Annotated in this window: 13 protein-coding genes and 1 pseudogene; 5 read left to right on the top strand and 9 right to left on the bottom strand. The window is 59.4% G+C overall.

Annotated elements, in window-relative coordinates; all coding sequences use genetic code 11:
- Positions 1-31 precede the first annotated feature (31 nt).
- Positions 32-1,120, top strand: coding sequence for a polyamine ABC transporter substrate-binding protein (locus ACN1C3_RS08860; RefSeq protein ID WP_419115431.1), 1,089 nt, complete (start codon positions 32-34; stop codon positions 1,118-1,120).
- 7 nt (positions 1,121-1,127) lie between these two features.
- Here ACN1C3_RS08860 and ACN1C3_RS08855 read toward each other — a convergent pair whose 3' ends face one another.
- A complete protein-coding gene (locus ACN1C3_RS08855) occupies positions 1,128-2,108 on the bottom strand; it encodes a class I SAM-dependent methyltransferase (RefSeq protein WP_419115430.1) in 981 nt (326 codons plus the stop codon).
- A 271-nt stretch (positions 2,109-2,379) separates the two neighbouring features.
- On the opposite strand from ACN1C3_RS08855, the gene ACN1C3_RS08850 reads away from it, so the two are divergent.
- The gene (locus ACN1C3_RS08850; RefSeq protein WP_419115429.1) at positions 2,380-2,730 is read left to right on the top strand and encodes a BON domain-containing protein; all 351 of its coding nucleotides are present in this window, start codon (positions 2,380-2,382) and stop codon (positions 2,728-2,730) included.
- A gap of 109 nt (positions 2,731-2,839) precedes the next feature.
- Here the strand turns inward: ACN1C3_RS08850 and ACN1C3_RS08845 are convergent, their stop codons facing one another.
- Positions 2,840-3,532: a hypothetical protein gene (locus tag ACN1C3_RS08845; RefSeq protein ID WP_419115428.1), complete on the bottom strand. Its 693-nt coding sequence runs from the start codon at positions 3,530-3,532 to the stop codon at positions 2,840-2,842.
- A 357-nt stretch (positions 3,533-3,889) separates the two neighbouring features.
- On the opposite strand from ACN1C3_RS08845, the gene katG reads away from it, so the two are divergent.
- Positions 3,890-6,184, top strand: coding sequence for a catalase/peroxidase HPI (katG, locus tag ACN1C3_RS08840; RefSeq protein WP_419115427.1), 2,295 nt, complete (start codon positions 3,890-3,892; stop codon positions 6,182-6,184).
- Positions 6,185-6,317: 133 nt separating this feature from the next.
- Positions 6,318-6,485: pseudogene (locus ACN1C3_RS08835) on the top strand (LysR family transcriptional regulator); the annotation flags it as partial.
- Positions 6,486-6,493: 8 nt separating this feature from the next.
- Here ACN1C3_RS08835 and scpB read toward each other — a convergent pair.
- Genes scpB through ACN1C3_RS08820 form a run of 3 tightly spaced genes read right to left on the bottom strand, consistent with a single transcriptional unit; the run spans position 6,494 to position 9,894 of the window.
- Complete coding sequence (gene scpB / locus ACN1C3_RS08830; protein WP_419115426.1) at positions 6,494-7,294, bottom strand: methylmalonyl-CoA decarboxylase; 801 nt, start codon at positions 7,292-7,294, stop codon at positions 6,494-6,496.
- Positions 7,291-8,547 (bottom strand): CaiB/BaiF CoA transferase family protein, encoded by a 1,257-nt coding sequence (locus ACN1C3_RS08825; protein ID WP_419115425.1) that lies wholly within the window; start codon positions 8,545-8,547, stop codon positions 7,291-7,293. The genes scpB and ACN1C3_RS08825 overlap by 4 nt, the downstream gene beginning before the upstream one ends.
- A 45-nt stretch (positions 8,548-8,592) precedes the next feature.
- Entirely contained in the window at positions 8,593-9,894 is a 1,302-nt protein-coding gene (locus ACN1C3_RS08820) for an MFS transporter (protein WP_419115424.1), read from the bottom strand.
- Between the two features lie 198 nt (positions 9,895-10,092).
- Here ACN1C3_RS08820 and ACN1C3_RS08815 point away from each other — a divergent pair, with 198 nt between their 5' ends.
- Positions 10,093-11,010 (top strand): LysR substrate-binding domain-containing protein, encoded by a 918-nt coding sequence (locus tag ACN1C3_RS08815; RefSeq protein ID WP_419115423.1) that lies wholly within the window; start codon positions 10,093-10,095, stop codon positions 11,008-11,010.
- A gap of 191 nt (positions 11,011-11,201) precedes the next feature.
- Here the strand turns inward: ACN1C3_RS08815 and ACN1C3_RS08810 are convergent, their stop codons facing one another.
- From ACN1C3_RS08810 to ACN1C3_RS08795, 4 genes are all read right to left on the bottom strand, one after another.
- Positions 11,202-11,948, bottom strand: coding sequence for an SDR family oxidoreductase (locus ACN1C3_RS08810; protein WP_419115422.1), 747 nt, complete (start codon positions 11,946-11,948; stop codon positions 11,202-11,204).
- A gap of 313 nt (positions 11,949-12,261) precedes the next feature.
- Entirely contained in the window at positions 12,262-13,443 is a 1,182-nt protein-coding gene (locus ACN1C3_RS08805; RefSeq protein WP_419115421.1) for an acetyl-CoA C-acetyltransferase, read from the bottom strand.
- Positions 13,444-13,457: 14 nt separating this feature from the next.
- Positions 13,458-14,120 carry a CoA transferase subunit B gene (locus tag ACN1C3_RS08800; protein WP_419115420.1) on the bottom strand — a complete coding sequence of 221 codons (663 nt, stop codon included), beginning with the start codon at positions 14,118-14,120 and terminating at the stop codon, positions 13,458-13,460.
- A gap of 52 nt (positions 14,121-14,172) precedes the next feature.
- Entirely contained in the window at positions 14,173-14,871 is a 699-nt protein-coding gene (locus ACN1C3_RS08795; RefSeq protein WP_419115419.1) for a CoA transferase subunit A, read from the bottom strand.
- Between the last annotated feature and the right edge of the window lie 58 nt (positions 14,872-14,929).

The raw sequence follows: 14,929 nt of genomic DNA, 5'->3' as shown, positions 1-14,929 counted from the left end.
ATAAAAGCTCTTCAAAAGAAGGTGATCGAACATGCGCGTCAATACTATTTCTCTGGCGGTATTACTCACGACGTTTTCGGCAGTCACTTACGCTGCCGAACAGGTCAACATTTCTAACTGGAGCGGATACATCGCTGACGACACCTTGATCAATTTCACCAAGGAAACGGGGATCAAGGCGACTTACGACATTCACGACAGTAACGAAGTACTGGAATCGAAGCTGATGACCGGTAATACCGGTTATGACGTGGTGAGTCCTTCGAACCATTTTCTGTCCAGATTGATCAAGGCAGGGGCTATTCAGAAGCTCGATAAAAGTCAGTTGCCCAACTGGAAAAACCTTGACCCCGCGTTGATGAAAAAACTCGAGGTCAATGATCCAGGCAACCAGTACGGTTATCCCTACATGTGGGGCACTGCGGGTATTGGCTACAACGTCGAGAAAATCAAGGCGATATTCGGCAGCACGGATGTTACTCATTCCTGGAGCCTGTTTTTTGATGAGAACAACATCAAGAAGCTGAGTCAGTGCGGCGTGGCGATTATTGATAACCCTACACAGATCCTGCCGATCACCCTGAATTATCTGGGACTGCCCCACCATAGCCACGATCCGGCGGATTACGCTAAAGCCGAGCAGGCGTTGCTTAAGATCAGACCTTACATCCAGTATTTCCACACCTCCAAGTACGTCAGTGACTTGGCTAATGGCAATATCTGCGCGGTGATTGGCTTCAATGGCGACGTTGTGCAAGCTGCCGCCAGTGCCAAGGAAGCAAACAACGGGATCGAAATCGCCTATTCGATCCCAGACGAAGGATCTACCCTATGGCTCGACATGGTGGTCATGCCAAAGAGCGCGCCTCACGAGAAGAATGCCTACGCATACATGAATTACCTGTTGACGCCTCAAGTCATTGCCAATATCAGCAACAGCATTCATTACGCTAACCCCAACAGTGCGGCGGATGCGTATGTTATTCCGTCCGTGAAGCAGGATTTGGCGATATACCCACAGAAAAGTGTGCTGGACAAGCTGTTCATCGTAGAGGATCTCCCCGCTGCAATCGCACGACTGAGTACTCGCCTGTGGACCAAGCTGAAAACCAATACATAGCGATTTGTCAGGCGCCAGCTTTTTCAGTGGGGCCAGCAATCAGCGGTCTATCACCCTGTCTGAATACCAGCGCCTTCAAGCCGCATTCAGCGTCGGCGTCGGCAAATTCCGGCGGGTTTTCCAGGCGTTGTTCGAAGTGCAGGCTCGGGGCTTCGCGGGTTACGCCGTCGATGAGAAAGTCCGAGCCTATGGCCGGGTCGTTCATGCAGGCCAGTACGGTGCCATGGCTGCTCAGCAGCTCCGGCAGGCGGCGCAACACGCGCTGGTAGTCTTTGGTCAGCAGAAAACTGCCTTTCTGAAAAGAAGGCGGGTCGATGATGACCAGATCGTACGGTCCGCTGCTTATCACCTTGCCCCAGGACTTGAACAGGTCGTGACCGAGAAAGCTCACTTTGCTCAGGTCGTGTCCGTTGAGCCTGTGATTGTCGCGCCCACGGCTCAGGGCCGCGCGGGACATGTCCAGATTGACCACGTGATCCGCACCGCCCTCGATGGCGGCAACCGAAAACCCGCAGGTATAGGCGAACAAATTCAAGACACGTTTGCCGTGGGCATTGGCCCGCACCCAATCGCGGCCGTAGCGCATGTCGAGAAACAGGCCATTATTCTGTTTCTTGCCCAGGTCCACCCGATAGCGCAGGCCGCCCTCGGTGAGCGTCCATTCTTCAATCGCTTCCCCCAGCAGCCATTCAGTAGAGCTTTGCGGCAGATACCGGTGTTGCAGCAGTAACGTATGAGCGTTGGATGCTTGCCACGCAGGCGACTCGGTAATCTCCATCAGTAGCCGCTTCAAGGCCTCCAGCTGCGCCTGCTCAGGCTCCTTGAACAGCGAGACCAGAACCACACCCTGCATCCAGTCGACAGTGAGTTGCTCCAGACCCGGCCAGCATCGGCCCCGGCCGTGAAACAGGCGACGGGTTTCTTCGGGAGCAGCCGCCAGGGCCGTCAGCAAATGGTGATGCAGGGTGGACAGCGCGTCAGGATTCATCGGGCAGGGTCGGCAATTTGAAAGGGCGGCATTTTAAACACAATTGCGGCGCTAGAGCCTCTACAAGGCAAATCCCTTTAGCCAGAGGTTAAGCACCGAGGCCAGCGCTCTGACCGCAGGCAATGGCCGCACTATAATTAATGTGTGCCCATGTTTGAGTGGCGAGCACTCCCAAACGAATCAGCTATCCATAACGCTCGCCTGACAGGCAAAGGGCAGCACAGCAAATGGGACGGACAGTACATCTGATTACACGAGAGAGGGTTCAGCCATGAAACTTCATTCCTTCCAGCATTACTCTCATGATCTGGAAACAGCCGTTCATGACGCATGGATTACCACCAGGGTGAAGTCGGCCCTGGCATTTTCCGAACCAACCCTTGGCCTGCATATCAATGTCAAAACCTATGCGGGCAGGGTGGTGTTGAGCGGCCGCGTTAACACCCATAGGCAGTGTGACCAAGCCATTGGTCTGGCTCGTTCGGTTCATGGTGTCACCGAAGTCGATGCCAGCGACTTGCAGACCCACGTGTTCACGCCAGGGAGTTTTCCAGAAGCGCCCAACGCGGAAGAGAGCACTGAGCGTCGGCCACCATCGTCAACGAAGATGGACGACAAATGATAATGGCAACTTTGCAGGCGCCGCGCTCCCGGTCGGGAACCGAGGGCAGGGCGCCACCGTTTGATGACTGACAATGGCATGGGGGCGCTTGGAGGCACCCTTTGTTTTTTCAGGATTGAGCTGATGGACCGTCACCGTCAGTTCGGTCAGACGATTGCTGGGCCTTGCTAAAAAGTAGCTTGGCGTGGGCTGCAGTCCACCGCTTGTTGCGTCGCGTGTCGAGGGATGCCAGGTCATTAGTGAGCCGCGTAGGTGACTCCCCGGTGATTTCGCACAGCAGCGCTGTTATAGCTTCCCCGTTAACCGTGCCGTGCTCTTGTAGAAGATCCGCCACAGCGGTGACAGCGGGCCAGTAACGACGCACCAGACAGCTGGACCGGGCGATTGCCTGGGATTCGGCGTCGAGTAGCTTTCGGGCGGGCAGCAAACTTATCAATTCGTTACCTCGGCGCCGGTCACCCCAACCGCTGCCGCTGATGAATTTGTCAGATTTGCTGTGCCTGTAGACGGCTTCGGCCACGGGGCCGGCGAAGCAATGGAGAAGGTCGCGCTCAATAGACTCGACCATAGAGGGCAGGTATTCAGCAATCCCGGGGGCATCGAAGGATGGGTGCTGGACACAGTAATCAGCCTCTACCAATCCCTCTACGTTTTGCGGGTTGCCGCGCAGATCAATCATTGGACCGGTGAAGGCTTCTGTCTTGGTGCGCACGATGACGCGCTCTATGTGCTGATCATTCCACCAAAAGGCCAGGGCGTGGCCAGCTTCGTGGATGGCCGTGCGGCGCGGGCGCTTATTCATGGTCTGGTCCTCTCCCGTGCAGGTGTACGTCACGTAACAGCTCTATTCCATCCTTAGGTGTCAGGTAAAAGACTAGGCCTATCAAGACCGAACACTCCACCTATTAGCTGACTTCTTTACAGGGGTCTAACCTTAATGGAGTGCTGGCGTAAGCTGGCCGGTTGAGACCTGAAAGAGATACGAATAAGTCAGAAGCGTACTAGGCTTGCCGTGGGCCACCGTGCTGGCAACTCGATTGCCGCTGTCCGGATTTCCCGTGTGACCACGACGATCAATTGATCGAACTGTTGGCCCTGCAGCTTATGTCATTGATTTCGCTCGTCGCTATTGCGCGCCCACACCGGGCCGAATAGCCGGATGAATACGACCAAAGGTAGCTCACACATGGCAACTGAATCGAAATGCCCGTTCAATCACGCCGCCGCTGGCGGTGGTACGACGAACCGCGACTGGTGGCCGAACCAACTCAATCTGAAGATCCTGCACCAGCACTCGTCCCTGTCCGATCCCATGGACGAGGGCTTCAACTACACCAAAGCGTTCAAAAGCCTGGACTTTGAGGCGCTCAAGCAAGACCTGCATGCGCTGATGACCGATTCGCAAGACTGGTGGCCAGCGGACTTCGGTCACTATGGGCCGTTCTTTATTCGCATGGCCTGGCACGCCGCAGGCACGTACCGCACCGGTGACGGGCGGGGTGGTGCCGGCTCCGGTCAGCAACGCTTCGCGCCGCTCAACAGTTGGCCGGATAACGTCAGCCTCGACAAGGCGCGCCGACTGCTTTGGCCGATCAAGCAAAAGTATGGTCGTAGCATCTCCTGGGCTGATCTGATCGTCCTCACCGGCAACGTCGCGCTGGAGTCCATGGGCTTCAAGACCTTTGGTTTTTCCGGAGGTCGTCCGGACGTCTGGGGACCGGATGAGGACGTCTACTGGGGTTCCGAAAACAAGTGGCTGGGAGGCGACACCCGCTATGGTAAAGACAAAGAAGCCATGCAAGAACCCGGAGAAGGCCCACTCGTTGCTGAGCCGGGGGAAAATGAGGAGAGCCGTACCGAGGGCGGACGCAACCTGGAGAAACCGCTCGCCGCGGTGCAAATGGGCCTGATTTACGTCAACCCGGAAGGTCCGGAGGGCAACCCGGACCCGGTCGCTGCTGCAGTGGATATCCGCGAAACCTTCGCTCGCATGGCGATGAATGACGAAGAAACCGTGGCACTGATCGCCGGCGGCCACGCCTTCGGCAAGACCCACGGCGCCGGGCCTGCGTCCAATGTGGGGGCCGAGCCCGAAGCCGCCGGCCTCGAAGAACAGGGCCTGGGCTGGAAAAGCACCTTCGGCACCGGTAAAGGCGGCGACACGATCACCAGCGGCCTGGAAGTGACCTGGACCACGACACCCACGAAGTGGAGCAACAATTACCTGGAGAACCTGTTCGGCTTCGAGTGGGAACTGACCAAGAGCCCGGCGGGTGCTAACCAGTGGACGCCGAAAAACGGCGCTGGCGCCGGCATCATTCCAGATGCTCACGACCCGTCCAAGCGGCGTAATCCGACCATGCTGACCACGGACCTGTCCCTGCGATTCGACCCGATCTATGAACCGATTTCACGGCGCTTCCTGGCGAATCCCGATCAGTTGTCCGACGCGTTCGCCCGCGCCTGGTTCAAGCTGATCCACCGCGATATGGGGCCGCTCTCGCGCTACCTCGGTCCGGAAATGCCGAACGAAGAACTCCTGTGGCAAGACCCCATCCCGGCGGTCGACCATGCCCTGGTCAACGACAGCGACATCGCCGCACTCAAGGGCAAGCTCCAGTCCTGTGGCCTGACAGTCTCGCAGCTTGTATCAACTGCTTGGGCGGCGGCTTCCACCTTCCGAGGCTCCGACAAGCGTGGTGGCGCCAACGGTGGGCGCCTGCGCCTGGCCCCGCAGAAGGACTGGCCGGCCAACCAGCCCGAGCAACTGGCGAAGGTGCTGGCGACCCTCGAGAAAATCCAGAGCGAGTTCAACAGCGCGCAGGCTGGCGGCAAGAAAATATCGCTGGCGGATCTGATCGTGCTGGCCGGTAGCGCTGGCGTCGAACAGGCGGCGAAAAATGCCGGTCATACCGTCACGGTGCCTTTCACACCAGGGCGGATGGACACGACCCAGGAACAGACGGATGTGGAATCTTTCGGGTTTCTCGAACCCATCGCCGATGGCTTCCGTAACTACCTCAAGACCCGATACCGCGTACCGGCCGAGGCATTACTGATCGACAAGGCGCAACTGCTGACACTCACCGCGCCAGAAATGACGGTGCTCATTGGCGGCCTGCGCGTGTTGAACACCAACGTCGGACAAACCCCGCACGGGGTCTTCACGAAGCGGCCGGAGGCGTTGACCAACGACTTCTTCACCAACCTGCTCGACATGGGCGTGGAATGGAAGCCGGTCTCGGACGTCAATGAAGAGTTTGAAGGACGCGATCGCAAAACCGGCGACCTCAAATGGACAGGCACTCGTGTCGATCTCGTCTTTGGCTCGAATGCGCAGCTGCGGGCCTTGGCCGAAGTCTATGCAAGCGCCGACGCGCAGGAGAAGTTCGTGAAAGACTTCGTGGCAGCCTGGACCAAGATGATGAACCTTGACCGCTTCGACCTCAGGTGACGCGAGCGTTGGACCTGGTCTTGAAGTGGGCCACCTCGACCTGATCGCTCAGGTTGGGGGGCTCCAGGGAGGTTGCCAAGAGTAGAAGCGTCATATTCGGTGTTTCTGAAAACCAACGCCTCCCTGTGTGGCGCAATACGGGCGGGGCGCTGGTTGGGCCGGCTATGAATTTGCGGAGCTCACGGCTATCGATAACCTGTTCTATTGGCACGAGCATTCCACGCACCACCCCGCACGCGATGCTTTCGTTGCGATGCTGCAAGCTGAATTCGAACTCGAGGGCGACCGGGGTATAGGCTGAAGAGTGTCCTACCTACCGCAAAACACCGCTGGCCTACGCTCTGCAAATGCCGCCAGCCCCTCATCAAAGTCGCTGCTCTCACACGCCTGTCGACGCAGTTCTGCGATCTGTTCCATCGCCTGGACGGGCATCGGTTGCAGGTCTTCGAGGATGCGCAACTGCTCCTTGACCGCCGCAATGGCCAGCGGCGCTTTGCCGGCAATCGTGCGTGCCAGTTCAAGCGCAGTTGCCTCCAGCGCATCGCCGTCGACCAGCCTGTTCACCACACCGAAGTGTTCTGCGCGTTCTGCATCGAGCTTCTGCGCGCAGAAAAACATTTCCTTCAACACGTGAATCGGCAGGTTGTTGAAGAAGCGCAGCAGCCCACTCGTTGTGTAAGGCAAGCCGATGTTTGCCGGAGTCATCGCAAAGCTCGCGCTGCGATCCGCGACGACCATATCGCAACTCATTACCAGGTCGACCGCGCCTCCCCACACCGAGCCGGAGACCATGGCAATCACCACGCCGGGGTAGGCGCGGATGCGGCGCAACACCTGTTCGAGTGGCTTGCCATAGGCAATGGGGTCGCGGTCATGTTGCAGTTCGCGGATGTCATGGCCGGCGCTCCAGACGGGCTGGCCCACTTCGCTGCCTAGTATCACCACCGGGATGCGTTGTGACGCCAGTGCAGCGAGGCTTTCGTCGAGGGCCATCAGCAGTTGTGCGCTGAGGGCGTTGCGGTGGGTGGGGTTGCTGAAGACCAACCGCCCGATTCGCTCCTCGACAATGTTAACGGTCACGATGGCGGAAGAGGTTTGCGTCGGGGTCATTGTGCTGTTCCTGTTGATTGTCCGGAAGCCATTGCTGGCGAATCGTTTGTGTCCTGGTACACGGCCTTCGCGGCCAGCAGTGCGTTGATCGACGCAGCGTCGAAACCTGCTTCGCGCAGTACTTCGAGGGTGTGTTCTCCCAGGAGAGGCGGTGGTCGCTGGCTGACACCAGGCGCAGGTTCTGCTGCGTCTGTGGCGCTGAACACAGGGGTCACTACCTGACGCAGTGCGCCGAGTGTCGGGTGCATGAGTGTCTTGGTCAGTTGGCTATGCAGCACCTGCGGGTCGTCGAACACTTCGTCGAGTGTGTTGATCGGGCCGGCGGGCAAGCCTGCCTCGATGAACAGTTCGGTCCACGCTCGTTTGCTGCGGGTTTTTAAACGGCTTTCCAGGATGACTTTCAATTCGTCACGCCGCGCGACCCGGGCTTCATTGGTCGCGAAGCGCGGGTCGTCCGGTAGCGTGGGTAAATCGAGCAGCACGCATAAACGTCCCCACATGGCCGAGGTGATCGGCGCCAGATTGAGCGGGCCGTCCTGCGTCTGGAACACGCCGTAAGGCGCAATGACTGAATGGGCGTTGCCCGTGCGGCGGGGGACATCGCCCAGGCTGAGGTAGCGTTGACCGTGCACACTTAACAACCCGACCAGGCTGGCCAGCAATGACGTGCTGACGTGCTGGCCGTGCCCGGTGCGTTCGCGCTCCAGCAGGGCGGCCAATACCGCCGTCACCAGCCACATGCCCGAGGTCAGGTCGCCGATGGCCGTGCCGGTGCGGGTCGGGTCGCCATCGACGAAACCCGTCAGGCTCATCAGCCCCGAGTAGCCCTGGGCGATCTGGTCGAAACCTGGCCAGCTGCTCATCGGCCCGTCGGCGCCAAAGGCGTTGATGCTGCCCATGACCAGCCGCGGATTGCGCGCGCTGAGTACGTCATAGCTGAGCCCCATGCTTTCGAGGGTGCCGGGTTTGAAGTTCTCGATCACGACGTCGGCATCATCGATCAGTCGCTGGATCGTGGCCAACCCTTGGGGATTGCGGAAGTCGATGCACATGCCGCGTTTATTGCGATTGCACGATAGATAGTAGGTGCTCACGCCCCGGTCGAACGGGCCCCAGGTCCGACTCATGTCGCCGGTCGGGCCGGGCTCGATCTTGATCACATCGGCGCCGAGGTCCGCCAGCACCATGGTGCAGAACGGCCCCGACAGCGCACGGCTCAGGTCGACGATCTTCACGCCTTGCAAAGCTTGCATACGATTCTCCAGTGAATGTTTGAACGGTGCTGTTTCAGGTACGCGCTATTGCGGCAACGGCTGATCACGGGTTTCAGCGGCAAACGGCAGGATCAGAATGCCGATCACGAAGGCTGCGGCAGTCCAGGCGATGGGGGTACCCAGTGAACCGTGCCAGTGGATCGCGGCGGCCAGCAGGAAGTTGACGCCCGCGCCGATGAAGCGGCCGACCGAGGCATTGAAGGCGAACGCCGTGGCGCGGATCCGGGTCGGATACTGCTCCGGCAGCCAGAGTGAGAAAATCGCGAAGTTACCGCCGAAGAAGCCGAGGAACACCAACGACACCATGAACAGATTGAGGCCGTTGTCCATGTAGAACACCCAGCCGAACGCGAAGACGATCGACGTGGCCATGCCGGCGAAGTAGATGCCCAGCGCAACCCGTCGCCCCAGTCGTTCGGCCAGCCATGGCGCCACGAGGCAGCCCAGGATGGTACTGAGCGACAGCACGGCCGCGCCAATCGACGCCAGGTGCACCGCCCCGACGTGATCGATACCGGCGCGTGTCGCCAGTGTCACGACGGCAGTCGCTTCGTAAACCGAGCCGGCCCACAACCCGACGATGGCGACTCCGACCAGGGCAGAGCTGGTCAGCGTGCGTCGGCGAAAGGCCGGTGCAAAGATTTCCCACCACGACGTGTGTGCGGATGCGGTTGGGGAGTGGGAGTGGGAGTGTTCGACGTGCTGCGCCGCCTTGCGAGTCTGGGCAGGTTCTTTCACCTTCAACACGGTGTAGATCGCCACCGCTGCCGGCGCGAGGCCGCACAGAAACATGACGCGCCAGCCATAGGTTGCACCGACGGTGTAGTTCAGCAACGCAGCAATAAAAAAGCCGAAGTAGTAGCCCGTTTGCAGGTATCCCGCGCCCATCTTGCGCCGGTCCTCCGGCCAGCTCTCGGCCACGTAGGTGCCGGCCAGTGCCCACTCGCCGCCGACGCCGATCCCGGCAATCAGCCGAAACGCCGCCAACTGCCAAATATTTTCCGAGAACGCCGCTGCCCCGGTAAAGAGTGAGTAGACCAGAATGCTGGCTGCCAGCATCTTCACCCGGCCAAAGCGATCGGCGAGTGGCCCCCAGATAAACGACAGACCCCAACCGATCAGAAACAGCCCAAACAAGACAGAACCGTACATAGCGATATTGGCAGGGGTTGGGGTAATGCCCGAGTTGGGGAGCAACTCGGTCATGGCAGGAATCAAAACCAGGGCGAAGATCACCGAATCCACGCCATCCAGCACCCATCCGAGGTAGACGGTCCAGAAGCCGCGGATCTGCTCGCGGGTCAGGGGCGTTTTGATGGGTTTCACGCTCGTTGCTGATGCTGTTAATGCTCTAGACATTAAGATCTCCCATTGACCTTGATCAGGCCTATAGAAGCGCTGCGTGGCTGTTGCGGCCGTTAGCGCTTCGTTTGTTGTGAGACGAGTCTAGGCGTCGTATCTCATAAGCTTCAAATATGATATTCCTCTAATTCAATCGGAAAGTTATATGGCTTGGAGGTACGCATGGACCTGCGCCAGTTGCGGTATTTCATCAAGGTGGTTGAGTGCGGCAATATCACCCGCGCCAGTGAAGCGCTGCATATCGCGCAGCCCGCGATCAGCCAACAGATGCGCAATCTGGAACGGGATATGGACATGCAATTGCTCGAGCGCAGCGTGCAGGGCGTGGTGCCCACCGCGGCTGGCCAGACGCTGTACCGGCATGCCATCGAGCTGCTGCGCCAGGCCGACGGCACTCGGGAACTGCTGCGTCAGGACGCCGAATTCCCGCAGGGAAAGGTATCGGTCGGCATGCCGTCGAGCACTGCTCGTATGTTGGCGATTCCGCTCGCTCGCACGATCCGCAGTCGCTATCCGGGTATCAAACTGGAATTGATCGATGCACCGAGCGCCGACCTGGGAGGCCTGATCACTGTCGGGCGGGTTGCTCTCGCTGTGATTGTCGATGCGCTCGAAACCCGTGGAGTGGCCTCGCAGCGGCTGCTGACCGAAACGCTGTATCTGGTTGCGTGGCCCCAGTTTTCGATACCGGATGAGCCCGTGACGATCGACGCTTTGGCGAAGATGCCGCTGGTTCTGCCCTGTGCACCGAACACGATTCGCAGTCGAGTCGAGTCGGCACTGCAGGAGGCCGGTCTGCACTGCGAGGTTGAGTTCGAAGCCAACTCCACGGACTTGTTGTTCGCAGCCGTTCTGGCAAAGCTGGGTGTCACGATCCTGCCGTGGGCGGCGGCTCATGTTGAACTTGATCAGCATAAGCTCAAGCTGGCCAGGATCGATCATCGGCTGTTCACGCGTGAGCTATCTCTATGCTGGCCCGACACGGCCGTGCAGAGCAATGCTGTGCAAAAGGTCAAGGCGACCATTTTTGAACTTTTCGAGGAGTTTGAGCGCCAGCCGGGGTGGGCGGACGGACAATGACGAGTCCGGTTGCAGGTGCCCACGCCGTTGGCTTATTGATCGTTCCCACGCGCAGCAAAGGAATGCCTCACTGGACGCTCTGCGTCCGCTCTTGATGTGACGCAGAGCGTCACGGGCTGCATTCCCACGCGGGAGCGTGGGAATGATCATGAGTGTGTAGATACCGCGCCGTTGGCTTGTCAGGATTGGGGCTAGGTGCTCTTGAGCCAGGTTTCGAAGCGAGTCGGGCCGATGATGGGGTTGCTCCCCGGCGTAAGCGATTGGTCGTTTATCGGCGCGCCGAAGTACGGAACGGTATCGTCTGAGACGGCTTTACGCGAATCGTTGCTGTGTTGCAGGAACAACCTCACGAATTCGACCAGCGGCCAACGCTCAGGCCCGGCCACTTCCAGGGTCCGATTGCTGGGTGGTTGCACGGCTATTTTCGTCAGTGCCGCCGCGACATCGGTCGAGGCAATCGGTTGCACAGTAGCGGAGGTCAAACGGATGGTCTCGCCTTCCTGAATGCCTGAGTGCGAAATGGCGTCGATGAACTCGAAGAACTGCGTCGCCCGCAGGAGGGTGTAAGGAATGCCTGACTCCTTGATAAGTTTTTCCTGAGCCATTTTGGCCCGGAAGTAACCACTTGCGAGCATCCGCTCGGTGCCCACGACTGACAGGGCGACATGGTGCTTGAGTCCGGCGACCGCCTCGGCCGCGAGGAGGTTGCGTGTGGACGTTTCGAAGAACTGGAGAACGGCAGCGTCGTCGAATGACGGCGAGTTCGCCACGTCAACGACAACGTCGGCGCCTTGTAAAGCATTCTGCAGCCCTTCACCGGTGATGGTGTTGACGCCGGTACTGGGCGCCGCAGCCAAGGCTTCATGTCCCAGATCTTGCAGGTTCTTGCAGAGTTTGCTCCCGATCAGACCGGTGCCGCCGATGACCACGATTTTCATGTCTCATCTCCCAATGCGCGTCCAGTGGGTTGCGATGCGGCCCCTATGCGTCAGCCGCTTGATCAGCATAGTTATCAAGTCCTGTTCTGATTGGCCGGAAATGGCCGACGGTCGGCTTGATCGACTCTTCGACGGTCAACGGATGATCTTTGGCGGCTTCGATATGATCGAGAGCGCGTAAGCGAAGGCGGAACATGCCCCTGGAACAGGGGGGAGGGGATAAGGCCCGGCGCGACCGAAATCGCGCCGGGTTTGTTGCCAGGCAAAGCCGGATTTCGTGGATACCGACTTTACCTGTTGAACGCTTGCGGACTTACGCTCGCTCGATCGCTAGCGCTACACCCTGACCGCCACCAATGCACAACGTGGCGAGGCCTTTTTTGGCGTCTCGTTTGATCATTTCGTGCAGCAGAGACACCAGCACCCGGCATCCCGAAGCGCCGATCGGGTGACCGAGGGCAATCGCGCCGCCATTGACGTTGACCTTGCTTGCGTCCCACTCCAGCTCTTTGCCGACCGCCAGTGACTGGGCGGCGAAGGCTTCGTTGGCTTCGATCAGGTCCAGCTCGCCGAGGCTCCAGCCGGCCTTTTCCAGGCAGCGGCGTGTTGCCGACACCGGGGCGATGCCCATGATGGCCGGGTCGACACCGGCATTGGCGTAACTGGCGATCCGGGCGAGCACTGGCAAGCCCAGTGCTTTGGCTTTGTCGGCGCTCATCAGCAGGACGGCTGCCGCACCGTCATTGAGGCTGGAGGAGTTGCCGGCGGTGACGCTGCCGTCCTTTTTGAACGCCGGTTTGAGTTTGGCCAGCGAGGCTGCTGTGGTCTCGGCGCGAGGTTGCTCGTCGACCGCGAAGGACAGTGGATCGCCTTTGCGTTGTGGGATCAGGATTGGAGTGATCTCGTCGGCAAAGCGACCGGCTTCTATGGCCGCGGTGGCTTTCTGCTGCGAGGCTGCGGCGAACGCATCCTGCTCTTCACGGCTGAGGTTGTATTGGTCAACCAGATTCTCGGCGGTGATGCCCATATGGTAATCGTTGAACGCATCCCACAGGCCATCGCTGATCATGCTGTCGATCATTTTAGCGTGGCCCATGCGCAGGCCGGTGCGGGCAGCCGGCACGACGTAGGGTGCCAGGCTCATGTTTTCCATGCCGCCGGCGATGATCACTTGCGCATCGCCGCAACGGATCGCCTGGGCGCCCAGGTGCAGGGCTTTCAAGCCCGAGCCGCAGACTTTGTTCAGGGTCATCGCGGGTACGGCGTGGGGCAGGCCGGCGAGGATCGAGGCCTGGCGTGCCGGGTTCTGGCCTGAACCTGCGGTGAGCACCTGACCGAGGATGACTTCATCCACTTCGCTGGGGTTCAAGCCAGTCTGCTCCAGCAGACGACGGATTACCGCCGCGCCAAGTTCCGGCGCGGGAATGTTGGCCAGCGAACCCTGAAAGCTGCCGATGGCAGTGCGGGTTGCGGCGACAATGACGACTTCTTGCATAGGATCACTCCTCATTAAGCGCTGAACTGCATTTCTGGAACGTGCTCAGGCACGATCAGCTTGCCGGCAGTCTTACTGACGATTTCCTCGACGCTGACGCCGGGCGCGCGTTCCTTGAGGATGAACGCGCCGTCACGGATTTCCAGATAGGCCAGGTCGGTCAGTACACGTTTGATGCAACCGGCACCGGTCAGCGGCAGGCTGCAACGCGGCAGCAGTTTTGACTCACCGTCTTTGGAGGCGTGGGTCATGGTGACGATGATGTTCTCGGCACCGGCTACCAGATCCATCGCGCCGCCCATGCCCTTGACCATCTTGCCGGGGATCATCCAGGAGGCGATGTTGCCTTGCACGTCGACTTCAAAAGCGCCGAGCACGGTGAGGTCGATATGGCCGCCGCGAATCATCGCGAAGGACTCGGCGGACGAGAAAATCGACGCGCCGATGCGGGCGGTAACGGTCTGTTTGCCGGCGTTGATCATGTCGGCGTCGACTTCATTTTCGCGCGGGAAGGCGCCCATGCCGAGCAAGCCGTTTTCCGATTGCAGCATGACTTCCATGCCTTCAGGGATGTAGTTGGCGACCAGGGTCGGAATGCCGATGCCAAGGTTCACGTAGAAGCCGTCTTGCATTTCGCGGGCGACGCGCTGAGCCATTTGTTCGCGGGTAAGAGCCATTGTTTTTCTCCATGCTCTGTTATCAAGAGCTTCGGGCTGGAAGGGAAGGGGATCAGGAGCGCACGGTGCGCTGTTCGATGCGCTTCTCGAAGGTGCCGCAAATGACCCGGTCCACGTAGATGCCAGGGGTGTGGATCTGCGTTGGGTCCAGCTCGCCCGGTTCAACGATTTCTTCGACTTCGACCACGGTGATCTTGCCGGCGGTGGCGGCCAGTGGATTGAAGTTTTGTGCGGTGTGGCGATAAATCACGTTACCGAAGTGGTCAGCTTTCCAGCCTTTGACGATAGCGAAGTCGCCGGTGATGGACTCTTCCATCAGGTACGGACGGCCCTTGAATTCGCGGGTTTCCTTACCGTCGGCAACCGGTGTGCCGTAGCCGGTGGCGGTAAAGAACGCCGGGATGCCGGCGCCGCCAGCGCGCATTTTCTCGGCCAGAGTGCCCTGTGGGGTCAGTTCGACTTCGATTTCACCACTGAGCAGTTGCTTCTCGAACAGGGCGTTTTCGCCGACATAAGAGGCGACCACTTTGCGGATCTGCCGGTCTTCCAGCAGCACACCGAGGCCAAAGCCGTCGACGCCGCAGTTGTTCGACACCACGGTGAGATCACGAGTGCCTTTGCGCTTGATCTCGGCGATCAGGTTTTCCGGAATACCGCACAGACCAAAGCCGCCGGAGATCACGGTCATGCCGTCTTCCAGACCGGCCAACGCTTCCTCGTAGGAAGCCACGCGCTTATCGAAACCTGCCATATGCACCATCCTCTTTTATTGTTTGTTGGCGGCTGGCTAGCCGTATGCGCCAGAGTGT

This window comes from Pseudomonas sp. H11T01, from assembly GCF_048515765.1.
Taxonomy (GTDB): Bacteria; Pseudomonadota; Gammaproteobacteria; order Pseudomonadales; family Pseudomonadaceae; genus Aquipseudomonas.
Note: the sequence above shows the minus strand (reverse complement) of the source record. Positions and strands in the feature narration are given on the sequence as shown.

Coding starts and splice junctions, on each gene's coding strand:
- ACN1C3_RS08860 (WP_419115431.1), top strand. CDS start 32: ATGCGCGTCAATACTATTTCTCTGGCGGTATTACTCACGACGTTTTCG.
- ACN1C3_RS08855 (WP_419115430.1), bottom strand. CDS start 2,108: ATGAATCCTGACGCGCTGTCCACCCTGCATCACCATTTGCTGACGGCC.
- ACN1C3_RS08850 (WP_419115429.1), top strand. CDS start 2,380: ATGAAACTTCATTCCTTCCAGCATTACTCTCATGATCTGGAAACAGCC.
- ACN1C3_RS08845 (WP_419115428.1), bottom strand. CDS start 3,532: ATGAATAAGCGCCCGCGCCGCACGGCCATCCACGAAGCTGGCCACGCC.
- katG (WP_419115427.1), top strand. CDS start 3,890: ATGAATACGACCAAAGGTAGCTCACACATGGCAACTGAATCGAAATGC.
- scpB (WP_419115426.1), bottom strand. CDS start 7,294: ATGACCCCGACGCAAACCTCTTCCGCCATCGTGACCGTTAACATTGTC.
- ACN1C3_RS08825 (WP_419115425.1), bottom strand. CDS start 8,547: ATGCAAGCTTTGCAAGGCGTGAAGATCGTCGACCTGAGCCGTGCGCTG.
- ACN1C3_RS08815 (WP_419115423.1), top strand. CDS start 10,093: ATGGACCTGCGCCAGTTGCGGTATTTCATCAAGGTGGTTGAGTGCGGC.
- ACN1C3_RS08810 (WP_419115422.1), bottom strand. CDS start 11,948: ATGAAAATCGTGGTCATCGGCGGCACCGGTCTGATCGGGAGCAAACTC.
- ACN1C3_RS08805 (WP_419115421.1), bottom strand. CDS start 13,443: ATGCAAGAAGTCGTCATTGTCGCCGCAACCCGCACTGCCATCGGCAGC.
- ACN1C3_RS08800 (WP_419115420.1), bottom strand. CDS start 14,120: ATGGCTCTTACCCGCGAACAAATGGCTCAGCGCGTCGCCCGCGAAATG.
- ACN1C3_RS08795 (WP_419115419.1), bottom strand. CDS start 14,871: ATGGCAGGTTTCGATAAGCGCGTGGCTTCCTACGAGGAAGCGTTGGCC.